Origin of the sequence: Hymenobacter frigidus (genome assembly GCF_014640435.1) — a bacterium.
In the GTDB taxonomy this organism is placed as follows: domain Bacteria; phylum Bacteroidota; class Bacteroidia; order Cytophagales; family Hymenobacteraceae; genus Hymenobacter; species Hymenobacter frigidus.
In genome coordinates this window covers 52,550-75,588 of sequence record NZ_BMGY01000020.1, presented here as the reverse complement: position 1 = coordinate 75,588, position 23,039 = coordinate 52,550, and the positions used below count along the sequence as shown (strand labels likewise).

24 protein-coding genes are annotated in these 23,039 nt (G+C 59.2%); 12 read left to right on the top strand and 12 right to left on the bottom strand.

The window, feature by feature from the left end; all coding sequences use genetic code 11:
• Nucleotides 1-10: 10 nt before the first annotated feature.
• Nucleotides 11-250, top strand: coding sequence for a hypothetical protein (locus IEW17_RS12005; protein WP_188562284.1), 240 nt, complete (start codon nucleotides 11-13; stop codon nucleotides 248-250).
• 39 nt (nucleotides 251-289) lie between these two features.
• Here IEW17_RS12005 and IEW17_RS12000 read toward each other — a convergent pair whose 3' ends face one another.
• Complete coding sequence (locus tag IEW17_RS12000) at nucleotides 290-1,060, bottom strand: TIGR00266 family protein (RefSeq protein WP_188562283.1); 771 nt, start codon at nucleotides 1,058-1,060, stop codon at nucleotides 290-292.
• Nucleotides 1,061-1,211: 151 nt separating this feature from the next.
• On the opposite strand from IEW17_RS12000, the gene IEW17_RS11995 reads away from it, so the two are divergent.
• A complete protein-coding gene (locus IEW17_RS11995; protein WP_188562282.1) occupies nucleotides 1,212-1,820 on the top strand; it encodes a toxin-antitoxin system YwqK family antitoxin in 609 nt (202 codons plus the stop codon).
• Between the two features lie 9 nt (nucleotides 1,821-1,829).
• Here the strand turns inward: IEW17_RS11995 and IEW17_RS11990 are convergent, their stop codons facing one another.
• The 5 genes from IEW17_RS11990 to IEW17_RS11970 all read right to left on the bottom strand — a co-directional run bounded on the left by IEW17_RS11990 (nucleotide 1,830) and on the right by IEW17_RS11970 (nucleotide 7,231).
• Entirely contained in the window at nucleotides 1,830-2,225 is a 396-nt protein-coding gene (locus IEW17_RS11990) for a hypothetical protein (RefSeq protein WP_188562281.1), read from the bottom strand.
• A 274-nt stretch (nucleotides 2,226-2,499) separates the two neighbouring features.
• Complete coding sequence (locus IEW17_RS11985) at nucleotides 2,500-4,542, bottom strand: tetratricopeptide repeat-containing sensor histidine kinase (protein WP_188562280.1); 2,043 nt, start codon at nucleotides 4,540-4,542, stop codon at nucleotides 2,500-2,502.
• 344 nt (nucleotides 4,543-4,886) lie between these two features.
• Nucleotides 4,887-6,437: a glutamate--tRNA ligase gene (gene gltX, locus IEW17_RS11980; RefSeq protein WP_188562279.1), complete on the bottom strand. Its 1,551-nt coding sequence runs from the start codon at nucleotides 6,435-6,437 to the stop codon at nucleotides 4,887-4,889.
• A 159-nt stretch (nucleotides 6,438-6,596) separates the two neighbouring features.
• A complete protein-coding gene (locus IEW17_RS11975) occupies nucleotides 6,597-6,788 on the bottom strand; it encodes a hypothetical protein (RefSeq protein ID WP_188562278.1) in 192 nt (63 codons plus the stop codon).
• Nucleotides 6,789-6,847: 59 nt separating this feature from the next.
• Nucleotides 6,848-7,231, bottom strand: a complete 384-nt coding sequence (locus tag IEW17_RS11970) for a Rid family detoxifying hydrolase (RefSeq protein ID WP_188562277.1) — start codon at nucleotides 7,229-7,231, stop codon at nucleotides 6,848-6,850.
• 51 nt (nucleotides 7,232-7,282) lie between these two features.
• Here IEW17_RS11970 and IEW17_RS11965 point away from each other — a divergent pair, with 51 nt between their 5' ends.
• Nucleotides 7,283-7,990, top strand: a complete 708-nt coding sequence (locus IEW17_RS11965) for a 3-hydroxyacyl-CoA dehydrogenase family protein (RefSeq protein WP_188562276.1) — start codon at nucleotides 7,283-7,285, stop codon at nucleotides 7,988-7,990.
• Nucleotides 7,991-8,185: 195 nt separating this feature from the next.
• On the opposite strand, the gene glmS is transcribed toward IEW17_RS11965, so the two are convergent.
• The 3 genes from glmS to IEW17_RS11950 form a co-directional block, all read right to left on the bottom strand.
• A complete protein-coding gene (gene glmS / locus IEW17_RS11960) occupies nucleotides 8,186-10,021 on the bottom strand; it encodes a glutamine--fructose-6-phosphate transaminase (isomerizing) (RefSeq protein WP_188562275.1) in 1,836 nt (611 codons plus the stop codon).
• Nucleotides 10,022-10,098: 77 nt separating this feature from the next.
• Nucleotides 10,099-11,586, bottom strand: a complete 1,488-nt coding sequence (locus tag IEW17_RS11955; RefSeq protein WP_188562274.1) for a DUF4270 family protein — start codon at nucleotides 11,584-11,586, stop codon at nucleotides 10,099-10,101.
• Nucleotides 11,570-12,382: a glycogen/starch synthase gene (locus tag IEW17_RS11950; RefSeq protein WP_188562273.1), complete on the bottom strand. Its 813-nt coding sequence runs from the start codon at nucleotides 12,380-12,382 to the stop codon at nucleotides 11,570-11,572. Before IEW17_RS11950 ends, IEW17_RS11955 begins: the two co-directional genes overlap by 17 nt.
• A gap of 119 nt (nucleotides 12,383-12,501) precedes the next feature.
• Between IEW17_RS11950 and panC the strand changes: the two genes are divergently transcribed.
• The 5 genes from panC (at nucleotide 12,502) to IEW17_RS11925 (ending at nucleotide 16,228) form a co-directional block, all read left to right on the top strand.
• Nucleotides 12,502-13,350, top strand: coding sequence for a pantoate--beta-alanine ligase (gene panC, locus IEW17_RS11945; protein ID WP_188562272.1), 849 nt, complete (start codon nucleotides 12,502-12,504; stop codon nucleotides 13,348-13,350).
• 108 nt (nucleotides 13,351-13,458) lie between these two features.
• Nucleotides 13,459-13,806 carry an aspartate 1-decarboxylase gene (gene panD / locus IEW17_RS11940; protein ID WP_188562271.1) on the top strand — a complete coding sequence of 116 codons (348 nt, stop codon included), beginning with the start codon at nucleotides 13,459-13,461 and terminating at the stop codon, nucleotides 13,804-13,806.
• 95 nt (nucleotides 13,807-13,901) lie between these two features.
• A complete protein-coding gene (locus IEW17_RS11935) occupies nucleotides 13,902-14,948 on the top strand; it encodes a lysylphosphatidylglycerol synthase transmembrane domain-containing protein (RefSeq protein WP_188562270.1) in 1,047 nt (348 codons plus the stop codon).
• Between the two features lie 96 nt (nucleotides 14,949-15,044).
• Entirely contained in the window at nucleotides 15,045-15,524 is a 480-nt protein-coding gene (rfaE2, locus tag IEW17_RS11930) for a D-glycero-beta-D-manno-heptose 1-phosphate adenylyltransferase (RefSeq protein ID WP_188562269.1), read from the top strand.
• 26 nt (nucleotides 15,525-15,550) lie between these two features.
• Nucleotides 15,551-16,228: a zinc metallopeptidase gene (locus IEW17_RS11925; protein ID WP_188562268.1), complete on the top strand. Its 678-nt coding sequence runs from the start codon at nucleotides 15,551-15,553 to the stop codon at nucleotides 16,226-16,228.
• 85 nt (nucleotides 16,229-16,313) lie between these two features.
• On the opposite strand, the gene ettA is transcribed toward IEW17_RS11925, so the two are convergent.
• Nucleotides 16,314-17,978 (bottom strand): energy-dependent translational throttle protein EttA, encoded by a 1,665-nt coding sequence (ettA, locus tag IEW17_RS11920; RefSeq protein WP_188562267.1) that lies wholly within the window; start codon nucleotides 17,976-17,978, stop codon nucleotides 16,314-16,316.
• Nucleotides 17,979-18,252: 274 nt separating this feature from the next.
• Between ettA and IEW17_RS11915 the strand changes: the two genes are divergently transcribed.
• From IEW17_RS11915 to IEW17_RS21245, 4 genes are all read left to right on the top strand, one after another.
• Nucleotides 18,253-19,572: a DUF349 domain-containing protein gene (locus IEW17_RS11915; protein WP_188562266.1), complete on the top strand. Its 1,320-nt coding sequence runs from the start codon at nucleotides 18,253-18,255 to the stop codon at nucleotides 19,570-19,572.
• A 101-nt stretch (nucleotides 19,573-19,673) separates the two neighbouring features.
• Nucleotides 19,674-19,895: a DUF2795 domain-containing protein gene (locus IEW17_RS11910; protein ID WP_035561220.1), complete on the top strand. Its 222-nt coding sequence runs from the start codon at nucleotides 19,674-19,676 to the stop codon at nucleotides 19,893-19,895.
• Between the two features lie 104 nt (nucleotides 19,896-19,999).
• The gene (locus IEW17_RS21250; protein ID WP_262891832.1) at nucleotides 20,000-20,308 is read left to right on the top strand and encodes an ATP-binding cassette domain-containing protein; all 309 of its coding nucleotides are present in this window, start codon (nucleotides 20,000-20,002) and stop codon (nucleotides 20,306-20,308) included.
• Nucleotides 20,309-20,364: 56 nt separating this feature from the next.
• On the top strand, nucleotides 20,365-20,754 hold the full coding sequence (locus IEW17_RS21245; protein WP_262891831.1) for an ATP-binding cassette domain-containing protein: 390 nt from the start codon (nucleotides 20,365-20,367) through the stop codon (nucleotides 20,752-20,754).
• On the opposite strand, the gene IEW17_RS11900 is transcribed toward IEW17_RS21245, so the two are convergent.
• Nucleotides 20,751-21,947 carry a lycopene cyclase family protein gene (locus IEW17_RS11900; RefSeq protein ID WP_188562265.1) on the bottom strand — a complete coding sequence of 399 codons (1,197 nt, stop codon included), beginning with the start codon at nucleotides 21,945-21,947 and terminating at the stop codon, nucleotides 20,751-20,753. The genes IEW17_RS21245 and IEW17_RS11900 overlap by 4 nt on opposite strands.
• 98 nt (nucleotides 21,948-22,045) lie before the next feature.
• Nucleotides 22,046-22,789, bottom strand: coding sequence for an LOG family protein (locus IEW17_RS11895; protein ID WP_229748969.1), 744 nt, complete (start codon nucleotides 22,787-22,789; stop codon nucleotides 22,046-22,048).
• Between the last annotated feature and the right edge of the window lie 250 nt (nucleotides 22,790-23,039).

Genomic DNA, 23,039 nt, shown 5'->3' with positions numbered 1-23,039 from the left:
ATTCGCCCTTATGTCCAAAACGACTACGTCTTCTGTGCCCCACCGTACAGCTTATCAACGTCCTTACAAAACGCGCCAGCAACGGCGAGAAGCTGACCGTCGGAAAACTGACGAATCCCACGACCACAAATTTCTGCTACGGGCGGGCGTGGGCATCGCTATTGTGCTGGCAGTGGTGCTGGGCTTTATGCTGAAAGGCCTGATGGACCGCGATAAAGTCCCAGCCGCCACAGTGGAGATGCCACGGTAAATAAGCTGTCGGCAGGATAGCAGCACACCTCGGATGAACTTATTCGCCCAGGATATTGCCCAGTATGCCGCCGCTTTCCTTTTGCGCGTTGCCGCCGCCCGAGGCCAGTGCCCGAATGAGCTTCTTGACGGGCATCGACTGCAGCCACACGCGGCCCGTGCCGCGCAAGGTGGCCAGCAGCAGCCCTTCGCCCCCGAATATCATTGATTTGAGCCCGCCGGCGCGGGCCACACTAAAGTCAATGCTGGGCTCGAACGCTACCACGCAGCCGGTATCAACGCGTAGAATCTCGTTGTTCAGGCGCTTCTCAATGATGGTGCCTCCGGCGTGCACGAAGGCTTTGCCGTCACCGGTCAGTTTCTGCAGGATGAAGCCCTCGCCGCCAAACAGGCCGGCCCCCAATTTCTGGTTGAAGTGCAGACTGATTTTGGTGCCCCGCGCGGCGGCCAGAAAGCCGTCTTTCTGCACAATGAGGCCCGCGGGCATCTCACCTAGATTAACCGGGATGATGGTGCCGGGATAAGGCGCGGAGAATGCCACCCTGCTTTTGCCATAGCCGCCCCGGTGCGTGAAGTGCGTTAGAAACAGCGACTCGCCGGTAATTAAGCGGGTGCCGGCCGAGAACAGCTTGCCCATCAGGCCCTGGTCGGGCTCGGAGCCGTCGCCCATCTTGGTTTCGAAGGCAATGCCTTCCTCCATGTACACCATGGCCCCGGCCTCGGCAATCACGGTTTCGTTGGGGTCGAGCTCCACTTCCAGAACCTGGATATCGGAGCCAAGAATGCGGTAGTCAACGTCGTGCGAATTCATGCGGTTGGAGTGGGGTGATTGGTGCGGTTAAAGATAGCGACCGGCGAATATGCGGTGCTGCCAGCGGGGACAATACACAATATTTTTGAGCAGCTGCGTTAGCGCAGAAGTTTTCAAGTTGCTTTATAGCAAGGCTTAAGGCATTCTGCCCATGCACCTTTCCAAATTAGTTGCCACCCTTGGCGGCACGTTGTTGCTTAGCGCCTGCGCAGGCTCGCAGGCTACCACCCGGCACCAGCCGCGCGGCTTTTGGCAGCCCAACCGCTTCGACCGCCAAGGCCGGGAGCAAGGGCGCTGGCGCACCTACTACGACTCGGCCGATGCTCAGCCTTTCACGGCGGGGCGCTACCGGCACGGCCGGCCGGTGCGCACCTTCCGTTACTACGCGCCCACGGGCCAGCTCGACCACTCGGAGCGTTACCGCCGCGAGGGCTTTTGCGAAGTCACGTACTGGCACCCGGGCGGGAAGGTGGCGCAACGAGGCCCCGCCCAGTGGGTGACGAGCGGCGATAAACCGGCCCGTTTTTTCTGGTACGGGGAGTGGAAAACCTGCGACCCCGACGGCCAGACTACCGGCGTTCATACCTACACCGATGGTACCCTGACCCGCGCCGAAACCTACGAGCAAGGCCAGCTGATTCAAGTAGAAACCTATCGGGGCAATAACGTAACCCGCACCGAAACCTATTCGGCGGGCAAGCTCATCAAGGTCGAAACCTTTGAGAAGGGCCTGCGCACCAGCACCACGAAATCGTTGTAAAGCTGGCAGCTACTCTTCCAGTGGTAGTTCGCCGCGGGTTTCGGCGGCCTCCTTTTCGGAGTCGCCCACCGACTTTTTGCGCTTGGCCTCGCGGCTGCTGCGCTTGATGAAATCCTCTTCCGACTCTTCGGGCTCGATTTCGTGGTGGCCGTCCTCGATGGGAAAAGCATCCTCTTCGCTCTCGCCGGGCGCGGGCTTTTCGCCAAACTGCCCGGCGCGGTCCACCAGCTTTTTGTCGCGCACGTGGCGGCCCAGAAACTGATTGATTTGCTCGATGGAGTAGTTGGAAGTGATTTCGCCCAGCGGGTTCACGCCAATCTCAAACCCCTCCAGCTCCTTGTGGACACGGGCTTTTTTGCTGGGGTCAGGTGCGGTTTTTTTTGGTTTTACGGGTTTCTTGGCCATGACGGGGAGGGGAAGCAGGAGAAAACTGCAATGCTTTACGCGAAACGGCTGCTTCAGGTGGTGAGCCGATGACACAAAAGGGCGGCGGGCTAGTGGTCAGTTACTTGCGATGATAACAGCGGCCGCCATTGCGCGCGCACACATGGGTGTGCAGCTCAGCACGGATGCCAAGCTCGTCTGCAACAAGGGCCAAGCGGATTTCCATTGCGCAGCAAGTCCGATTTATTTCAACGGGGCAACCATCGCCTGTTGCCGAGAGACCCTGCTCGCGGGGTCAGGCCGCCGGACTGTTGGTGCGGCCAAAAACTTTCCAGGCCGACGGTAGCGGCACTACTACGCACACCCGGAAGCCCCCGGGGGCACCGCCGCTGGTGGCCGCCCCGCCCAGAGCTTGGGCGCGGGTCTGAATGTTGCGCAAGCCGTGGCCCGAGCGCCGTGCGTGGCCATCGGGGGCGGTGGCGGCCCCGGTGCCATCGTCCATAATTTCCAGCACTAGTTGGGCGGGACTGCCCGTTTCCAGCCGCACGCGCACCACCACCGTTGTCGCTCCGGTGGCGTGCTCGAGAATATTATGCAGGCTCTCTTTGTAAATCAGGTAGATGTTGCGGCGCAGCAGTACGGGCAGCCACTGGGTGGAAGACTCTTCCGGAAATTCAAAATCTACGGCCAAGCCCGCAGTGCCCAGCACATCGTGGGCGTAGGTGTGCATGCGGTCGAGCAGGGCGGGCAGGTGGTCGTTGTGGGCGTCGAGGCTCCACACCACGTCGTTGAGCTGGCGCACGGCCGAGTGGCTGGCATCAGAAATCTGGCCCAATTGCTGGCGGTGGCCCACGCTATCGGCCAAGCCCTCTTGCAGCAGCCCGCTCTGCAGCGAAATCCGACTGAGCAGCGTGCCCACGTCATCGCGCAGGTCGGTCGCCAGGCGGTTTCGCAAAGCTGTTTCGTGGTGCCGCTGCCGCTGGCGATACCGCCACAGCAGGGCCGCTCCGCCCAGCCCCACCAGTAGAACAAGGGCCAGCATACCAGCCGTTTGGCGCTGCTGCCGAAGTCGGCCCAGCTCCTGCTCCTGGCCCAGCAGCAGGAGCTGGGCGCGGTGCTGGTTCACTTCGTGGTTGAAGCGCAGGGCGGCTGTGCGCCGGCTGACGTTGGTACCGGTCAGGCTGTCGTCGTAGGTACTGAAACGAAGCTGGGCTTGGTAAGCGGCCGCCCAGTTTTTGCGCTGGGCGTGGGCTCGCGCCAGCACATCGTAGGCCGCGCGCAGGCCCTCCAGGGAATGGGCTTGCTGGCCGAGTAACAGGCCCCGGTTGGCATAGTGCAGGGCACTATCGGGCTGGTTCAGGTGCAGCCAGGTGCGACCCAGCAGTACCAGTGCCCGCGGCACCAGCGGCACATCATGAGCGGTAGCGGCTTCGCGCAGCGCGGCCTGGGCCAGGGGCAGGGCCTGCGTGTAGTTGCCTAGCCGCTCAGTTACATCGGCCAGGTTGAAGCGCATGGTGCGCACGGTGGCTTGGTCGGTGATGACGATGCGCCGACTCACGGCAATGCTCAGGCCGTAGTAGCGACGGGCTTCGGCCCACTGCCCCTGGCTTCGGTTGAGGTCACCGAGCTCACCCATTATCAGGTTGATGCGGTCGGGGTATCCGTGGTAGCGTGCCACGGCCAGGGCTTCCTGCAGGTAGGTGCGGGCCTGCTCGTACTCCCCCAGCCGGGTGTAGATGCTGGCCGCGTGGATTTTCAAACTGGTATGAAAGCGGCGCTGGTCGCCCGTCGAGCCTATGGCCATGGCCCGGAGGCAGTAGGACAGCGCTTCGGCCAACTGGCCCCGCTGGTCGGCTATGCGGGAGCGGCGGCCCAGGCAGCGCATCTGGCCGCCCAGGTCGTGCAGCCGGGTGAATTCGGCCTGCGACTCACGCAACAGCGGCAGGGCCGGGCCATACTCCGCCAGGGCAATGTGGTAGTCGGCCATGTTCAGCAGCGCCTCGGCCAGAAAGTCGCGGTAGCCCAGCCGGCGGGCCAGCTGACATGCGGCTCGGCGCGTGGGGCCGGCGGCGCGCACATCAACCACCGTTATTTCATCGGCCAAGACATTGAGCAGCAGTGCCTGCGTGGTATCGGGGGTGGGGTGGGCCCGAAGTAGCGCCCGCACGCTGTCGATGCGGTGCTGCGGAGTAGCCCCCGACGAACGCACCTGCGGTGGAGGACTGGGAGTATGGGTAGTGGCTGGCCCTTGAGCAGCGACCGGGACGCCGCATACTATTCCCATGGCCAGTAGTGCCCACCGAAAAATCAGCAAATACGACAGCTTAAATGGGGGCACTTACAAGCACTATGGCAAAAGAAAAAGTCCTCGCCAAATTAGTCGCAGGAACTTGGTATGCACTGCCAGGTGACCAGTTATTGCGCTAGTCCACGTTGCAGGGTACTGGCAAATATAATAATTAATAGGCGAACAGTTACATAAATTGATGTGCCTGAACATCAGTTTTTGCGGCCCCATTTTGATGAAGGTACCAGCGGTTGAGCCAGCAAAAGCTTTTGGGCGTCGATGCGCTGTTATGATGCCACAAGCAACGAGCCTGACCGGTAGAACCGCCCACTCGCCTGATAAGGCCGTGAATCGATTTTACTGGTCAGGCTCGTGGCCGTTTGGGCGGTGTGAAACTAGGCGGCTACGGGGATGCGCTCCACAGCGGCGCGTAGTCGGGTACTTACCTCGTCGGTCCCCAGAATTACCAAGGTCTCAAACAAGTCCGGGCCGGCGGCGGCACCGGTCACGGCCACGCGCAGTGCTTGCAGCACCTGGCCGGGCTTGAGGCCCTGGGCCGCCATGGTGTCGTTGAATAAGGTCTTCAGCTCTTCGGCCGATGCCTGGGCGGCTCCGGGCAGGGCGTTGGCGTAGGCGGTGAGGGCACCGGCCACGGGCGCGTTCCACTTCTTGCTCACCACGGCTTCGTCGTACTCCGTCGGGGCTTGGAAGAAGTATTTGGCTTCCTGCCAGAAGTCGTTGGGGAAGCTCACCCGCTCTTTCATCACGCCCACAATCTGCTCGGCTTTCTCCTGCGAGCACACGATGGCGTGCTCGTGCAGGGCCGTGAGTAGGTAGGGCGCCAGCTCGGCGTTGGTTTTGGCGCGCAGGTAGTGCTCGTTGAACCACTTCACCTTGTTCTGGTCGAACTTGGCTGGCGACTTGCTGACCCGCTCAATCGAGAAGGCCTGAATCAGCTCGTCCATCGAGAAAATTTCCTGCTGCGTGCCCGGGTTCCAGCCCAGGAAGGCCAGGAAGTTCACCAGGGCTTCGGGCAAGTAGCCGCTTTCGCGGTAGCCGGCGCTCACGGTGGGCTCGCCGGTTTCGCCGTCCGTACCATGCCATTCCAGCGGGAACACGGGGAAGCCGAGCCGGTCGCCGTCGCGCTTGCTCAGCTTGCCGGTGCCGTCGGGCTTGAGCAACAGCGGCAGGTGGGCAAACTGCGGCATGGTGCTCTCCCAGCCCAGGTAGCGGTACAGCAGCACGTGCAGCGGCGCCGATGGCAGCCATTCCTCGCCCCGGATTACGTGCGAGATTTCCATCAGATGGTCGTCCACGATATTGGCCAAATGGTAGGTCGGCATGCCGTCCGACTTCATCAGCACCTTGTCGTCGATGGCGCTCGAATGCACCACCACCCAGCCGCGAATCATGTCCTGGAAGCGCACTTCCTCCTTGCGGGGCACTTTCAGGCGGATTACGTACTGCGCGCCGCCATCGAGCAGGGCCTTCACCTCGTCCTCGGGCAGGGTGAGGGAGTTGCGCATTTGGGCGCGGGTGATGGAGTTGTACTGCGGGTTGGGCACCTTGGCGGCTTGCAGGCGGGCGCGCATCACGTCCAGCTCCTCGGGGGTGTCGAAGGCGTAGTAGGCGTGCCCACTGGCAATGAGCTGGTCGGCGTACTGCCGGTACATGGGCTTGCGCTCGCTCTGCTTGTAGGGGCCGTGGGGGCCGCCCACGCCCTGGCCTTCGTCAATCACGATGCCACACCAGGCCAGCGCCTCCAGAATGTACTGCTCGGCCCCGGGCACGAAGCGGTTCTGGTCGGTGTCCTCGATGCGTAGAAGCATCTTGCCACCCAGCTTGCGGGCCAATAAGTAGTTATACAGCGCAGTGCGTACGCCGCCAATGTGCAGCGGGCCGGTGGGCGACGGGGCGAAACGCACCCGAACTTCTCTCTCAGTCATAACAAATGAAAAGCGCGCCCCGGAGTTCGGAACGCGCCTCAAAGGTCGGGGTCATTTATCATTTAACAATTATCATTTACCATTTAACAGCCGTTCAACGGAGCAATCTGCGCAGTTTGAACGGCCGTTAAATGGTAAATGATAATTGTTAAATGAATATCAGTCCCGGTTCTTGAAGCTCAGCCAGAGGCCCAGCCCCAGCAGCGTAATTCCACCGCGGATACCCCAGGTCACGGCCGGCCCCCACTGGTCAATCCAGGTCAGAAAGGTGTAGTGGATGTTGGGGTTGATAAACGGCAGCGCCAGTGAGATGAGCCCAATGATGAGCAGGCCGAGTCCAAGTTCTTTCATGCGAGGGAGTTGCTGATGGTGGAAATGAGCTTCCTGGCAACGCCTCCGCTATCAGAATATTATGCGCCTACGGCGATGCAGGAAATCTCTACTTCCACGTCGCGCGGCAGCCGGCTCACTTCCACGGTTTCCCGGGCGGGGGCCACGGCTTCGTCGAAATACGACCCGTACACTTGGTTGACGGTGGCAAAGTTGCTGAGGTCTTTTACGAAGATGCTGCACTTCACCACATCGGTGAGAGCCAGGCCGGCGGCGGCCAGCACGGCCGTTAGGTTCTTCAGTACCTGGTGGGTTTGGGCGGCCACGTCGCCCGCTACCAGCTGCCCGGCGGCATCCAGCGGTATCTGGCCCGAAACGTATACGGTGTTGCCCGCCTTCACGGCTTGCGAGTAGGGGCCGATGGGGGCCGGAGCTTGGTCGGTGAGGATAATCTGGTGGGCCATCTGAACAGAAACAGTTAGGGTATCTTTGGCCCCAAAGTAACTACCGAAACCATGCACATTCTGGTCATTGACGGCAGCCATGTAGAAGCAGAGTTCCGCGCGAAGTTCGGACCGGCGCACCAGTACCGCTTTTTAAATCCCAACCCCGTGCTCGAAGAAAGTGGGAAGGAGGTTGACCAGCAGATTCAAAGCGCGGCCTCAACTGCCGACGTTGCATTCTGCTTCCATCCGCTCACTAGCCAAGTTGCCAGTTTCTTTGAGAATGATAAGCTTCCGATTTTTGAAGAAATCATCCATTTGTCTTTAACGGAGATGCTGTCTTACGAGGCTGGTCTACCTGCCGGACTACGTTTCGGCTTCTGCGGCCTGCCCACGCTCTTCAACCGTTTCCTTCTCGAAGTCAGTCTCTACCACGAAGCCGACCGCGAGAAGCTGGCCGAAACCTGCGCCGCCCTCGGTACCGACTACCGCGTGGTGGCCGACCGCGTGGGCCTGGTCACGCCCCGCGTCATCTGCCAGATTATCAACGAAGCCTGCTTCACCGTGCAGGAGGGCACCGCCACCATGCAGGACGTGGACCTCGGCATGAAGCTCGGCACCAATTACCCGCACGGCCCCTTCGCCTGGGCCAATGCCATCGGCGTAACGCGCGTGTATGCCGTGCTGAAAGCTATGTGGGATGACACGCACGACGAGCGCTATAAAGTGTGCCCGCTGCTCAAGCGGCAGGCGCTGCGCGGCGAGCCGTTTGCGGTGTGATTACGCGCCGTCTGTAATTGCGAGCGCCGCGCGGTAATCTATCCGCTCTCAGCGACTAACTTCTTTTTGTAACAAAGCATAATAAAAAAGCCCCGGCTCTATCGCAGAACCGAGGCTTTTCAAATCTCGAAGGGTTGTAGCACTGATGAAAGTGAATTGCCACGCTCCACTGCGTTTCGCTCGCAATGACGTGCTCTACTCCACCGTCACCGACTTGGCGAGGTTGCGGGGCTGATCCACGTTGCAGCCGCGCAGTACGGCAATGTGGTAGCTCAGCAGCTGTAGTGGCACCACCGATACCAGCGGCATCAAAATTTCGCTGGTGTGGGGCACTTCGATTACGAACTCAGCCATGGGCGGAATCACGGTATCGCCTTCGCTCACGATAGCAATGATGCGGCCTTTGCGGGCCTTCACCTCCTGGATATTGCTCACCACTTTTTCGTAGGAGCTATCGCGGGTGGCAATCACCACAATCGGCATGTTCTCGTCAATCAGGGCGATGGGACCGTGCTTCATCTCGGCCGCCGGGTAGCCCTCGGCGTGGATGTAGCTGATTTCCTTAAGCTTTAGCGCGCCTTCCAAGGCCACGGGGAAGTTGTAGCCCCGACCCAGGTACAGGAAGTTGGTGGCATCCTTAAACTCAACGGCAATCTCGCGAATTTGCGCGTCAAGCAGCAAGGCTTTTTCTACTTTGGTCGGAATCGTGTCCAGCTCCACCATCAACTCGCGCAGTTTGGTGTCGGTGATGGTGCCGCGCTTCTGGCCCATAATCATGGCCAGCAGCGTTAGTACCGTCACCTGGGCCGTGAAGGCTTTGGTTGAAGCCACGCCGATTTCGGGTCCGGCGTGGGTGTAGGCTCCGGCGTCGGTGGCGCGGGCAATGCTGCTGCCCACCACGTTACACACGCCGAAAATAGTGGCACCCTTGCTCTTGGCCAGTTCAATGGCGGCCAGCGTATCGGCCGTTTCGCCGCTCTGCGAAATGGCAATCACGATGTCGCGCTCCGTGATAATCGGGTTGCGATAGCGGAATTCCGAAGCGTATTCTACCTCTACCGGAATACGGGCCAGGTCCTCAATCAGGTACTCGGCCACCAAGCCGGCGTGCCAGGAAGTGCCGCAAGCCACGATGATGATGCGCTGGGCATTCACGAATTTCTGCTCGTAAGCCCGGATGCCGCCCATGTTCAGGTGGCCGGCTTCCAACTCCAAGCGGCCGCGCATGGAATCCATGATGGAGCGGGGCTGCTCAAAAATCTCCTTCAGCATAAAGTGCTCGTAGCCACCTTTTTCGATGCTGTCGAGCTCCATTTCCAGCTTCTGGATGTAGGGCGTCTGGTTCACGTCCTCACGGCTGCGAATGTTCAGCTGACCGTCGCGAATAACCACGATTTCGTAGTCGTTCACATACACCACCTCGTTGGTGTACTCGATGATGGGCGTGGCGTCGGAAGCGATAAAGAACTCGCCTTCGCCAATGCCAATCACCATTGGCGAGCCTTTACGCGCAGCGATGAGTTGGTTGGGCGCATCCTGGCTGAGCACCACAATGGCGTAGGCCCCCACTACTTCGTGCAGGGCCAGGCGCACGGCCTCTTCCAGCGAGCAGTCGTTTTGCTTTTTTATTTCTTCAATCAGGTTCACGAATACTTCCGTGTCCGTATCGGAATGAAAAACGTGGCCCTGCTGCTGCAAGTGCGTTTTCAGCGCCGCGTAGTTTTCAATAATGCCGTTGTGAATGATGGCAATCCGCTCCGAGGTAGAGAAGTGGGGGTGCGCATTCTCATCGTTCGGCTCGCCGTGGGTAGCCCACCGGGTGTGGCCCATGCCGATATTGGCTTTGGTGTCTTTGGCAGCAATAAAGCCTTCCAGCTCGCTAACCTTGCCTTTCTTTTTGTAAACCGTTAGCTCATCGGTGAGCAATGCTACGCCGGCCGAATCATAGCCGCGGTATTCGAGGCGATGCAAACCTTTGATAATAATGGGGCAGGCCTCACGATGGCCGATATAAGCAACTATGCCGCACATGGCAGGAAAGATTAAGTAGGTAAATTGAAATTGTTGGCCAATGAGGATTTGACCGGATTGTAGTCAGCTACGGGTTGCTACTTCTTAGAGTAGTACACGCGCAGGGTGATGTTGTTGGCATCAAGCACGGCCCGGTTCAGCGACAATGTGCTGGAGGCCTGGATGCTTGGCGTCAGAACCAGCGAAATGGGGTTGCCCTCAAGTTTGTTTTTCAAAAAAGCATCGAGGTAATTAGTAATGGGCAGGCTGTAGTAGGCTTGGGTACTGGTGGCATTGTTGAGCGTGCCTGTGGCTGGCAAGCCGCCACTTGTTTGAACGGCTCCATCGGTCTGCACCACGCGGTCAGTGGGGATAAAATTTACCGTGCGCTGCAACGCCACGTTGTTGGCGTCGACTTCTACTGCATATAGCTGGGTAGGGTTGCCAAAGAGTGCGTTGGTAAATGGTTTCACCGGCACCCGAATTTCGGCTCGGTTCACGGTTAGGTTCGCCGTTGCCTTCAGTGCTTCTAACCCCTGAAACGTGACGCGAGTGGCCAGGCCAGTGCCTTCCTGGACGTAGCTGGTGCCGCTGAGGACGCTGGCTGGTACCGCTCCGGCACGGCTGGCCAAGACAGCCAGGTTTGGCGGCAAGGTATTGCTAATGCGGGTGTAGTAGCGTGGGTCGCGCACGGGATTTGCCCCCACACCGCTGAATGCCGGCCCGAATAATATCGAATACGACCGGTTCGGAGCACCCGTGGCACGGAAATACAGGATGATGCGCGCGTCGAGGACGCGGCTGAAGCTCACAATGCTCGTGGTGTGCCCGGCGCTGGGCACGATGGCGAGGCCTTTGAGGATACTGTTGAGCTGCGTTTGACCGAAGTTGGCACTGGTGGAGGCCAACCTGGCAAACAGGCTATCGGTAAACGGCGACTGCACGGCCGCAACAGCCGGCTTGGTAGGCGTAGCCGGCACCGCCCGGCGCTGTAGTATCAGGCGAACCGTTGGGTCAGGTATGGTGGTAGTTATGGCCGGGATAGCCCCCGTGGTTGGGCTGGCTGGTACGGCCGCTACCAGCACCTGCTGACGGGTGCGGTCGAGCCGGCTGGTCAGGTTGCGGGCTATCGGGGCTCCGGTAGTGGTTGGCGTTTGCGAGTTGTACACCTGGCGCTCGTCGAGCGAAGCGGACAGCCGCAACACGTCGAACCGCGCCGGCGTGGTGGTGCTGCCGTACACTTTATCAAAACCCATGACCAGCACCGCCGAGTCGAGCACGGGTTGGGTTAGTTTAGAGGGCAAAGAATCGACAATACCGGTGGTCACCACGTTGAAATACGCACGCGCCTCGGTGGTGCCGGCCACGTTATCGGCCAGGCTGCCCACCAGGTAATGGTCGGTTTTTAGGGTTTGTACTGGCACAAAGCGCACCGTAGCTACCGTCAGCGGGAAATCCTGAAATTCAGTGCTGATGGCCGTGGTATCGGGCAGGTCCACGTTAAGGTCGGTGCCTTTATCGCAGCTGGCCAGGGCCAGGGCGGATAGGGCTACCAGGGGAGCACAGCGGCTAGTTAGCCAATTCATTGTAGAGCGCTAGGTAGGATGAGTGCAGGTTTTCGTCGGTAGCTACCTGGCTGAGCTTTTTATGCAGGGCATATTCCTGGAACATGCCGTTCATGTTGTCGCTGAAATCTTCGTCGGAGCGAACCACGGTGTCGGCATATTCCATACCCATTTTGATGAAGCCGCTGAAGTCAGCCGTCTTGAGCGAGGCCATCATCTCGTCGTCAATGTCGAGCATTTTGGCTTTCTCCAGGATATTGCCTTCGAACTTGTCTGCGAACTCGTTGCTGTAAATCGAGAACACCGATTTGGCATCCTTGAACACCGGGTCTTTCTTGTAAGTGGTTTTCAGGTACAGCGGAATCAGACCGGTCATCCAGTCGGAGCAATGCACAATGTTGGGCGACCAGCCCAGTTTCTTCACGGTTTCGAGTACACCTTTGCAGAAGAAAATGGCGCGCTCGTCATTGTCGGCGTAAAACTTGTCGTTTTTGTCGACCAGGGCCGACTTCCGATGGAAATAATCTTCGTTATCGATAAAGTAAACCTGGAGCTTGGCGGTCGGAATAGATGCTACCTTGATAACCAAGGGCTTCTCGTCATCGCCCACGGCGATGTTGATGCCCGAGAGGCGCACTACTTCGTGCAACCGGTTCTTGCGCTCGTTGATAATGCCAAAACGCGGTACGAAAATGCGAATTTCGCAGCCCATTTCCTGCATGCTGGCGGGGAGCCGACGCAGCATTTCAGCCACCTTGGTGGTCTGCAGAAACGGGTCAATTTCGGTGGCCGCGTAGAGGATTCTTAGCTTCGACATAAAGGGATTATTGAAGAGAATGGAACAAGGCCATACTATGGGTGCACAAAATTAAACAATTTTGAGCGGAAATTCAACAAAAGCTACTTTGGGGGCTGTTCCAATTGCCTTCCTCTCCTATGCAGATACTTACTACCGCCGCCGGGTTGCACGCTTACACGGAGCAAGCGCGCCAAGCGGGCCACCGTGTGGGCCTGGTGCCCACCATGGGGGCGCTGCACGCCGGCCACCTGCAACTGGTGCAAGCCGCCCGCGCCGAATGCAACGAAGTCATTGCCAGTATTTTTGTTAATCCTACGCAGTTCAACAACGCGGAGGACTTTCGGCTTTACCCACGGGTGCCCGAGGCCGACGCGGCCCTGCTGGCCCCGGCCGGCTGCACGGCTTTATTCGTGCCTTCGGTGGCTGAAATGTACTCGCAGACCACCGTGCTGCGCTTCGATTTTGGGGCTCTGGAGCGGGTGATGGAAGGCGCGCACCGGCCGGGGCACTTTAGCGGCGTGGCCACGGTGGTGAGCAAGCTTTTTCACCTAGCCTGCCCGCACCGGGCGTATTTCGGGCAAAAAGACTGGCAGCAGGTGGCCATTGTGAAGCAACTGGTGGCCGATTTGTCGTTTGACCTGGAAATAGTGGCCTGCCCCACCATCCGGGAGGCCGACGGGCTGGCCATGTCGTCGCGCAACCGCCGGCTCGACGCCCCGGCCCGCGCCGCCGCGCCACTGCTCTACCAGGTATTGCAGACCGCCGCCGCTCAGGTGCGGCGCGGCGTGCCGCCCGCCCAGGTGCAAGCCATTGCCGAAGCTTCCATCGCCCAAGAGCCCCTGTTCACGGTGGAGTACATGGCCGTGGCCGATGCTCAGACTTTGCAGCCGTTGACGGATTATGGTGCCGGCCGGGCCGTGGTGCTGTGCCTGGCTGCTCACCTGGGCGGCGTGCGGCTGATTGATAACGTGGTGGTAGAAGCCTGAAAAACGAGTTAAGATGGATGTCCTTTCGGTGACCGAATTGAAATTTTGGGGTCTGCGGCGGGTCAAGCCTTTATCTTTGCCGGCCTAACCAACCCCTTATTTCGAGCGATGCATATTGAGGTGATGAAATCCAAAATTCACCGCGTGACGGTCACGCAGGCGGAACTGCACTACGTAGGCAGCGTAACAATTGATGAGGATTTGCTGGACGCGGCCAACTTCGTGGAGAACGAAAAAGTGACGGTGGTGAACGTCAACAACGGCGAGCGGTTCGAAACCTACACCATCCGGGGCGAGCGCGGCACGGGCATTATTTGCCTGAATGGCCCGGCGGCCCGGAAAGTGTGCGTGGGCGATGTGGTCATCATCTTCTCCTACGCGCTGATTGATTTCGCCGAAGCCCGGCAGCACAAGCCAACCGTTATTTTCCCCAACGAGCAGAACCGCCTCGCCTAAGCGACCGGCAATGGGCTAATGGGTAAACAGCATTTCTGTTGAATCATTAGCCAATCCGGTAGCTCAGCCAACTTACTCCAACTCGCTCCCACTCATTGAAATCTTTCCTTACTGTTCTTAAATACGCGCTGCTGCTAGCCCTTTCGGGCGCGTTGATGGTGTATGCAGTGCGCGGGCAGGACCTGTCGCGTATCGGCCACTACATTGCCACGGCTAACTACTGGTGGCTGAGTTTTACCCTGACGCTATCGGCACTGGGCTACTTCAGCCGGGCCTACCGCTGGCAGATGCAGCTCACGGCCTCCAAGTATTCGGTGCCCTACTGGCCGGTGTACCACGCCATGATGGTGGGCTACCTGGCCAATATCGTGCTGCCGCGCATGGGGGAAGTCATCCGGTGCTCGGTGCTGCGGCGCACGAGCGGCGTGCCGGTGCAGGTGGCCCTGGGTACGGTCGTGACCGAGCGGGTGATTGACGTGCTGGTGCTGCTGGGGTTGCTGGGGGCGGTGCTGCTCGTCGATTTTAACACGTTCTGGAGCTTTGTGAACGTGCAGGTGCTGGGCGGGCGCTACGAAGCCCTGGCCCGCAACCGCACGCCGCTGCTTATCGCTGCGGTCATCGGCGGGATGTTGCTGCTCACGGTGGCTTACGCGCTGTTTCGTAACCTGGAACGGCTGCGGCAAAACGCATTTTTCAACAAGGCCATCCTGTTTGTGAAAGGGCTGCTGGCCGGGGTGTTCAGCGTACTGAAGCTGGAGAAAAAGGGCGTGTTTCTGCTGCACACGCTGTTTACCTGGACGGTCTATTACCTGATGGATTACCTGGCATTTTTCTGCTTTCCCGAAACGTATAACCTCGACATGCGTGCGGGCCTGGCAGTGCTCACGTTTGGAGCATTTGGCATGGCTGCGCCGGTGGCGGGCGGTATCGGGCCGTTCCACGTGATGGTGCAGGGCATTCTGTTGGTGTACGGAGTGAGCAAGGAGGCTGGTATTGCCTACGCGCTGGTGGTGCACGGGGCCCAAACCCTGCTGGTGGTGGTGATGGGCGGCATCAGCTTCATCGCCGTGGCTGCCGCCGATAAGGGCAGCGTATTCACTGAGGCCGAAGCCTTGGCTGTAGAGCCGCTCACCACTGAGTGACTGAATGACGGAGCAACCGAGTGACTACTCAATACCGTTGGTTGCTTACCGATTCGTCAATTGCATCAGTCCCTCAATCACTCCGTCACTCTTCCCATGTGGACCAAGGATAAAATAATGACGCGCGAACAGCTGTCGGCTGCGGTAGCCGGCTGGCGGGCGCAGGGCCGTAAAGTGGTGTTCACCAACGGCTGCTTCGACTTGCTGCACCTCGGCCATGTCGACTACCTGGAGCAGGCCCGGCACTTGGGCGATGCCTTGGTGGTGGGTCTGAACACCGATGCCTCGGTGGGTAGCATCAAACCCGGCCGGCCTATTCAGGACGAGACGGCCCGGGCGCGCATTCTGGCCTCGCTGTCTTTTGTGGATGCCGTGGTGCTTTTTGGTGAGCCCACGCCGCTGGCGCTTATCGGGCTGGTGCAGCCCGACGTGTTGGTGAAGGGCGATGATTACGCGATAAGCGGAATTGTGGGCCACGAATTGGTGTTGAATCGGGGTGGGCAGGTGCTCACGGTGCCGTTGGTGCCGGGCTACAGCACCTCGCGCATCGTGGAGCGAATTCTGCACACGTCGTAACCATTCTTACTTATTCTTATCAAGCCATGTACCTCATTCTTATTGCCCTGATGCTGGTTAGCTGGGGCATTCAGTGGCGGCTCCGCAGCAAGTTCAAGCAGTACGCCCAGGTCGGCCTGAAAGCCAACCTGACCGGTGCGCAGATTGCCGAACACATGCTGGCCGACCACGGCATCACCGACGTGCGCATTATCAGCACCGACGGCCAGCTCACCGACCATTACAACCCCACCGACAAAACCGTGAACCTGAGCGAAGGCGTGTACGCCGAGCGTAGCGCCGCCGCCGCCGCTATCGCGGCCCACGAGTGCGGCCACGCCGTGCAGCACGCCACGGCCTATTCCATGCTGCAGTTTCGCTCAGCCATGGTACCAGGTCTGAGCGCCGTTTCAAAATGGATGCCGTGGGTGCTGCTGGCCGGGGTTTTCATGATTAGCCGTAGCCTGATTCCCTTGGGCGTGGGCATTGCCTTGTTCTCGCTCACCACGCTTTTCTCATTCATTACGCTGCCCGTCGAGTTTGATGCCTCACGCCGGGCGCTGGCCTGGATGGATAAGCGCGGTGTGGTAACCGTAGAAGAGCACGCCATGGCCAAAGATGCTCTCTGGTGGGCGGCCATGACCTACGTGGTGGCGGCCATCAGCTCGTTGGCCACGCTGCTTTATTACGTGAGCATTTTTATGAGTGGCAACCGCCGCAATTAAGCGCGCACTACTCAGGTATTACAAAAAAAGGTCGCCCCGTGATGGGCGACCTTTTTTTGTGCTCGCTAGCAGACTACAGCAGTGATTATCCTAGCTTCTTGTACCGCACGCGCTTCGGCTCCACGTCGCCCAGGCGCTTGCGCTTGGCTTCTTCGTAATCCGAGAAGTTGCCCTCGAACCATACCACTTCCGAGTCGCCCTCGAAGGCTAGGATGTGCGTGGCCAGCCGGTCCAGGAACCACCGGTCGTGGCTGATGATGACGGCGCAGCCGGCAAAGTTTTCCAGCGCGTCCTCCAGCGCCCGAATGGCGTTTACGTCGAGGTCGTTGGTGGGCTCGTCGAGGAGGAGCAGGTTGGCGCCTTGCTTGAGCGTCATGGCCAGGTGCACGCGGTTTTTCTCGCCGCCGCTCAGGGTGCCCACCTTCTTCTCCTGGTCGCCGCCGCCGAAGTTGAACTTGCTCACGTAGGCGCGGGAGTTCACCGGCCGGCCGGCCAGCAGCATGGTTTCGGTACCGCCCGTGATGGTGTCGAATACTGATTTGCTGCCGTCCAGTGTATCGTGCTGCTGGTCGATGTAAGCCGTAACTACCGTCGGGCCGACCTCAAAAGTGCCGGCATCGGGCTGCAGCTGGTCGGTGATGAGGCGAAAAAGGGTGGTCTTACCCGCACCGTTGGGCCCGATGATGCCCACAATGCCGCCCTGCGGCAGCGAAAAGCTCAGGTTCTCAAACAGCAGCTTGTCGCCAAATGCTTTGGTGATGCTCTCGGCCTCAATCACCTGTGAGCCCAGGCGCGGGCCGTCGGGGATGAACAGCTCCAGCTTCTGCTCCTTGTCTTTGGCTTCCTCGCCGGCCAGCTTGTCGTAGTTGGCCAGGCGGGCCTTGCCCTTGCTCTGGCGGGCTTTGGGCGACATCCGGACCCATTCCAGCTCGCGCTGCAGGGTTTTCATGCGCTTGCTCTCGGTGTTTTCCTCCTTGGCCATGCGGTCGGTTTTCTGCTCCAGCCAGCTGCTGTAGTTGCCCTTCCACGGAATGCCCGAGCCCCGGTCGAGCTCCAGAATCCAGCCGGCCACGTTATCGAGGAAGTACCGGTCGTGGGTCACGGCTATCACCGTGCCTTTGTACTGCTGCAAGTGCTGCTCCAGCCAGAGCACGCTTTCGGCGTCGAGGTGGTTGGTGGGTTCGTCCAGCAGCAGCACGTCGGGCTCCTGCAGCAGCAGGCGGCACAGCGCCACGCGGCGCTTCTCGCCGCCCGAAAGGTTGCCGATAATGGCCTCTTGCGCGGGGGTGCGCAGGGCATCCATGGCGCGCTCCAGCTTGGTGTCCAGGTTCCAGGCGTCGAGTTGGTCGAGGCGTTCCTGCACCTTGCCCTGGCGGTCGAGCAGTTTGTCGAAATCGGCGTCTTCGGCCCCAAAAGCCTCGTTTATCTCGTCAAATTCCTTCAGCAGGGCCACCGTTTCGGCCACGCCTTCTTCCACCACCTCGCGCACGGTCTTGGTGGGGTCGAGCTGGGGCTCCTGCTCCAGGTAGCCCACCGAATAGCCGGGCGAAAACACGACTTCGCCCTGAAACTGCTTATCAACGCCGGCAATGATTTTCAGCAGGCTCGACTTGCCCGAGCCGTTGAGGCCGAGCACGCCGATTTTGGCGCCGTAGAAAAACGAGAGGTAAATATTTTTGAGAACTTGCTTTTGGGGTGGGTAAATCTTACTCACGCCGGCCATGCTGAAAATGATGGTCTGGTCGCTCATGGATGAAGGGGCTGGGATAAAAAATGAGTGGGCCATGGCCCGCGCGGCCGAGCCGTCGCGGGTAGCAAGCCGTAAAGAACGGCAAACCCGCTGGCACAACCCAGCGCCGCCGGCACAACCCCCTAATTCAAGGATTTGCTTATCTGCACCAAAGCCTGGCCCTTCATCGTCTTTTTACCGTAAACTTGTAGTCCCTTCCTTTTCCACAGTTCAGCCACAGTCCGTTCTTCCCCTCTCGCCCCTACACCCTCCTACCCACGAGCTTATTATCTGTATGGAATCAACTGACCACTTGCTGGCCGAAGCCCAGCGCTTTGGCTATGTGGAAGCCGGTGGCGTGTGGCTGCGCCCCGTGTTTGCCCAGCCGGCCCGCCAGATTGGCCTGGTCAAAGAGTCAGACGAAGCCTCGCTGTGCTATTTCGCGCAACGCTTCGCCCTGCTTCACACCAAGGTCGACACCTTGCTGGCCAAAATGGCTGCCAGCGAAAACAAAGGGTCTTTTCTCATGAAAGCGTTGCACCTGCGCGAGCAGCTGCTGAGTTACGACGGCTTGGGCGACTTTGTGGAGCTGCACCGCCGGCTCACCGAGGTCGATGAAACCATTGCCGTGACGGTGGCTCACAACCGCGAAAAGAATCTGGCCACCAAGCTCGGCTTTATCAAGGAAGCCGAAACGCTGAGCGAGAGCGTGGAGTGGATATCGGCCGGTGAAAAAGTGAAGGACTTGCGCCAGGGCTGGCTCAAAACCGGGCCCGTCGACAAGGCCCAGGCCGATGAACTGGAAGCGCGTTTTCAGAACGCGATTCAGGTGTTTTTTGACCGGCGCAAAGCGTTTCAGTCCGACAAAAAAGCCATGTCGTCGCGGGTGCAAACCCGCTACCGCGACCTGATTCTGCAAGCCGAAAACCTGAAAAACTCCGACCAGTTCGAAACCACTTCGCGCCAGCTCAAGCTTTTGCAGCAGGCTTGGCGCGAAGTAAACGGCACCTTGCCCAAAAAACTGGCTTCGGAGTTGTGGACGCGCTTTCGGGCGGCCAACAACCATTTCTTCGAGCGGCTGAAGGTGCACATTGCCACCCAGCAGGTTGTTGGGAGCCCCGGTGCGCCGGCCTCGGCCGAAGAACTGCTGGCCCGCAAGCGGGCCCTGGCCGAGCGCGCCGAAGCCCTCATGAACGTGCCGCCACAGGAGGCTATTCACCAAGCCAAGGCCTTGCAGGCCGAATGGAAACAGGTGGGCACCGTGCGCGGCGACGAATCGGACCGCATTTGGCAGCGCTTCATGGTGGCGTGTGACAAGATTTTTGAGCTCAGCGCCTTGGAGTACCACCTGCGCAAGCGTGCGGGCGGCGAACCGCCTGCTTCCGCGCCCAGCGAGCGGGCCCGCTTCCGGGCTACCACACTGCGCGAGCTGCTGAAAGACGACCACCAAGAGCTCGAAACTCTGCGCGATAACCTCGATAAACTCAGTCCCAGCGCCGCCAACGACGCTTTTCGCGAAATGCTGCAAACCAAAATCCGGTCTTTCGAGCGTAAGATTCGCACAAAAAATGACCTGATTGCCTTATTCAGCCAGCAGGCCCAGGCTGCCGGCTAACCTTGGCCAGCCTTTTGCGTTGTCGTTTCCAATGCAATTTCTAACTTGTTTCTTGATAAGAAACTGTTACCTTCGCCAACCTTTTTTTTATCCGCCTTACTATGTATTGGACACTCGAACTGGCTTCCTACCTGGAAGATGCTCCCTGGCCCGCCACCAAAGACGAACTGATTGACTTTTCTATCCGCTCGGGTGCGCCCATGGAAGTGGTTGAGAACTTGCAGGCATTGGAAGACGACGGCCAACCCTACGAAAACATCGAAGAAGTGTGGCCCGACTACCCGACCAAAGAGGACTTTATGTTCAATGAGGACGAGTACTAAGTTCTAATTATGGGTGTTGAATTATGAGTTGTGAGTTGAACCAGGAATTATCCTCTGAACTCGTAACTCATAATTTGACACCCATAACTCCTGCCGCTCTTAGCGTGGAGAATCTGGTTGCGGGCTACCCCGGTAGGGTGTTGGTCCGCAACCTTTTTTTGTGCGTCCCCGCGCCGGCCTTTGTGGCCGTGGTGAGCCACAACGGCAGCGGCAAAACCACGCTGTTTCTGGTGCTCACCGGCCAGCTGCCCTACCAGGGCCGCGTACGGTTGCACGGGCAGCAGGTGCACGACCTCCTCCGTGCTGCCAGCGCCGGCCTGCTGGGCTACCTGCCCCAGCGCGGCAGCATCGACTTCGCCATTGCCGTGCGCGAGCTGGTGGTGATGGGCCGCTCCGCCACCACGGCCTGCTGAGTGCCTACGCGCCCGCCGACTATGCCCTGGCCGATGCCGCGCTGGTGCGGGTGGGCATGGCGCACCTGGCCGCCCGCGGCTTTACGCAACTATCTGGTGGTGAGCAGCAGCTGGTGTGGCTGGCGCAGCTCAGCCTGCAGGATGCCCAGGTGTACCTGCTCGACGAGCCCACCCAGCAGCTTGATGTGTACTATCGCCGCCAGGTGTTCACACTGGTGCACAGCTGGGTTACCCAGCACGGCAAAACCGTGCTCTGCAGCACTCACGACCTGGATAATTTGCCGGAATTATCCGGCTACCTGCTCAACCTATCGGAGCCCAAGCCCGAGTTGCGGGCTATTTCGCCGGCTTCAGTGCGCGAGGCGCGGGCCTGGCTGGAACAGGCTCCGGTTTCAATTAAAAATGGGCAATTCAACTTGTTTGTAAGCAGCATTTTCAATTTTTAATTGATTTTCCGGCGGCCAGGCTTACCGCGCAGGACTTGGCCGATAGAGCGCATGAATGGCCCTGGTGTCACCGAATTCATCACGCGCAGGTTGTCGGCCCAGGAAGTTTGCTCATCGAGGAAGCGGAAGATGCGCTCCAGAGGATTACGCTCGAACAGCTCCCGGAAAACATCCCGGGTGGTCTCGCCGCGCCGCTGCATGATGTCGAGCAGCAAGGTATCGAATAGGTGGAACTGCCATTTATCGCCGGTCGCATCGGCGGGCGGGTGGCCAGTGGTGGCCAGGGCCGCCACCAGCCGCGCCGAGTGCTGCTGAATGCGCTTGAAGGCATAGCCCGTGCTGGGCTTGGCCCGACCGCCAAGGGTGCCCAGGTTAAAAATGTGCGCCCCGTGGCGGGTGGGCAGCGGGTGGTCCGTCATCGGGATGGCCCCTACTTCTTCGGCCACTACGCGGTAGGTGCTCAGGCCCAGCGTATCGCGCAGGTATTCCCGGATGGCCGCCTCGTATTCGGCTTTCGGCAAGGGGGTTCCCGAAAATAACGTGTACTCTACCAGCGCTTTGCGGGTAGTAGTTGGCAGCACGTAGATGAACCGCGCCTCGTGTTGCTGCTCGCCGCGAAAGTCCATGAACTCAACCGTCGTCGGGTCGAATACATCGGTTTCGGTTTCAATTTCCCAGCCCACAAAGTGCTGAAGGAGGTAGCGGTGCTTCTGCGGCTGCTTGAGTTGCGCCAAGTTGGGGGGGCGGCTGTCAAAGCCGTAGCGGGCCGTGAAAGTGCCAGCCGCTGTGGTAGCGCGCACGCCAGTTGGGGTATTATCGAGTTGTTCGACGGTTCCGCGCAGGACGGAGAAGTTCGGTTTATCGGCCAGCGCCTGCTGCACGAAACGGTAATAGTCCAGCCCGTTGATGGTTTTGTAGCGGTAGCGACCCAGGTCGAAAACCCGCTCGAAGCCAGGACTGCGGAAGGCAATTTTGCGCCATTCGTGCGCCACAATACCGTCGAAAATGCCGGGCTCGTCGGTCCAGAATGACCAGGTGCGGTCATTCTGGGCTTTGGCTTCGGGCTCGATGAGCAACACGTTCTTGTCCGCCAGCCGTGGCTCCTGCGCAATGTGGTACGCCAGGCTCAGCCCTGCCGCGCCGCCGCCCACAATGAGGTAATCAAACTCTAGTACGGAATCAGCAGTGGGCATGGTAGCAGGATATCAACCGCAAAAATGGGGAATTGGCAAACAAAAAAGCCGAACCTGACGGCTCGGCTTTTTCAATGTCTTAACAACGGTCCCAAGCTTTAGAAGTTTGGCGACAGCAGGTACTTGTGGTAGAAGTCGTCGATGATTTTCACGGCTTCGCTGGCGTCGTCCACAATTTGCACCAGGTTCAGGTCCTCGGCCGAGATGTTGTGTTCCTGGGTCAGCATCACGTCCTTAATCCACTCAAACAGGCCGTTCCAATACGCCGAGCCCACCAGCACGATGGGGAAGCGGCTGATTTTCTTGGTCTGAATCAGCGTCATGGCCTCAAACAACTCGTCGAGCGTGCCGAAACCGCCGGGCATGCCCACGAAAGCCTGGGCGTACTTCACAAACATCACTTTCCGCACGAAGAAGTAATCGAAGTCAATGCACTTATCCTGGTCGATGTAGATGTTGTGGGTTTGTTCGAAGGGCAGCTCAATGTTGAGGCCCACCGACTTGCCGCCCTCGGAACGAGCACCCTTGTTGCCGGCTTCCATGATGCCGGGGCCGCCGCCCGTGATAACACCATAGCCGTGGCGCACCAGCTTGGCCGCGATTTCTTCGGCCAACTGGTAATAGGGGTTGTCGGGCTTGGTGCGGGCCGAGCCGAAGATGCTAACGCAAGGTCCGATTTTGGACATCTTCTCGAAGCCCTCCACGAACTCGGCCATCACCTTGAAAATCTGCCAGCTATCGGCGATTTTGATTTCGTTCCAGTCCTTGTCGACAAAGGCTTTGCGCAGGCGCTGCTCGTCTTCAATGGCCAGGGCCGTCTGGCCGTTGGTCTGCTGGCGCATCTCCGTAATGGTCGTGAGCTTATCGTCGTTCACGTTCGGCTGCTTGATGGTTTTGCCGCTGCCAGCATTCAGCAAGTCATCAGAGAGTTTGGTTTTGCTGGTCTTCGCTTTCTTAAGAGTCGACATATGTTTCGGTGGGAATTCTTCTAAAAACAAAATCGCCCCGGATGTGGGGCGACCAAAAGTAGGGCGTCAAAGTTATCGAATTGTTATCGAATAAAAATGCTGCGGGTTGGAAGTGATTTACAGA

What these genes read in the sequence shown, in the direction of transcription:
- IEW17_RS12005 (WP_188562284.1), top strand. Translation starts at nt 11, where the DNA reads ATGTCCAAAACGACTACGTCTTCTGTGCCCCACCGTACAGCTTATCAA.
- IEW17_RS12000 (WP_188562283.1), bottom strand. Translation starts at nt 1,060, where the DNA reads ATGAATTCGCACGACGTTGACTACCGCATTCTTGGCTCCGATATCCAG.
- IEW17_RS11995 (WP_188562282.1), top strand. Translation starts at nt 1,212, where the DNA reads ATGCACCTTTCCAAATTAGTTGCCACCCTTGGCGGCACGTTGTTGCTT.
- IEW17_RS11990 (WP_188562281.1), bottom strand. Translation starts at nt 2,225, where the DNA reads ATGGCCAAGAAACCCGTAAAACCAAAAAAAACCGCACCTGACCCCAGC.
- gltX (WP_188562279.1), bottom strand. Translation starts at nt 6,437, where the DNA reads ATGACTGAGAGAGAAGTTCGGGTGCGTTTCGCCCCGTCGCCCACCGGC.
- IEW17_RS11975 (WP_188562278.1), bottom strand. Translation starts at nt 6,788, where the DNA reads ATGAAAGAACTTGGACTCGGCCTGCTCATCATTGGGCTCATCTCACTG.
- IEW17_RS11970 (WP_188562277.1), bottom strand. Translation starts at nt 7,231, where the DNA reads ATGGCCCACCAGATTATCCTCACCGACCAAGCTCCGGCCCCCATCGGC.
- IEW17_RS11965 (WP_188562276.1), top strand. Translation starts at nt 7,283, where the DNA reads ATGCACATTCTGGTCATTGACGGCAGCCATGTAGAAGCAGAGTTCCGC.
- glmS (WP_188562275.1), bottom strand. Translation starts at nt 10,021, where the DNA reads ATGTGCGGCATAGTTGCTTATATCGGCCATCGTGAGGCCTGCCCCATT.
- IEW17_RS11955 (WP_188562274.1), bottom strand. Translation starts at nt 11,586, where the DNA reads ATGAATTGGCTAACTAGCCGCTGTGCTCCCCTGGTAGCCCTATCCGCC.
- IEW17_RS11950 (WP_188562273.1), bottom strand. Translation starts at nt 12,382, where the DNA reads ATGTCGAAGCTAAGAATCCTCTACGCGGCCACCGAAATTGACCCGTTT.
- panC (WP_188562272.1), top strand. Translation starts at nt 12,502, where the DNA reads ATGCAGATACTTACTACCGCCGCCGGGTTGCACGCTTACACGGAGCAA.
- panD (WP_188562271.1), top strand. Translation starts at nt 13,459, where the DNA reads ATGCATATTGAGGTGATGAAATCCAAAATTCACCGCGTGACGGTCACG.
- rfaE2 (WP_188562269.1), top strand. Translation starts at nt 15,045, where the DNA reads ATGTGGACCAAGGATAAAATAATGACGCGCGAACAGCTGTCGGCTGCG.
- IEW17_RS11925 (WP_188562268.1), top strand. Translation starts at nt 15,551, where the DNA reads ATGTACCTCATTCTTATTGCCCTGATGCTGGTTAGCTGGGGCATTCAG.
- ettA (WP_188562267.1), bottom strand. Translation starts at nt 17,978, where the DNA reads ATGAGCGACCAGACCATCATTTTCAGCATGGCCGGCGTGAGTAAGATT.
- IEW17_RS11915 (WP_188562266.1), top strand. Translation starts at nt 18,253, where the DNA reads ATGGAATCAACTGACCACTTGCTGGCCGAAGCCCAGCGCTTTGGCTAT.
- IEW17_RS11910 (WP_035561220.1), top strand. Translation starts at nt 19,674, where the DNA reads ATGTATTGGACACTCGAACTGGCTTCCTACCTGGAAGATGCTCCCTGG.
- IEW17_RS21245 (WP_262891831.1), top strand. Translation starts at nt 20,365, where the DNA reads ATGGCGCACCTGGCCGCCCGCGGCTTTACGCAACTATCTGGTGGTGAG.
- IEW17_RS11900 (WP_188562265.1), bottom strand. Translation starts at nt 21,947, where the DNA reads ATGCCCACTGCTGATTCCGTACTAGAGTTTGATTACCTCATTGTGGGC.
- IEW17_RS11895 (WP_229748969.1), bottom strand. Translation starts at nt 22,789, where the DNA reads ATGCGCCAGCAGACCAACGGCCAGACGGCCCTGGCCATTGAAGACGAG.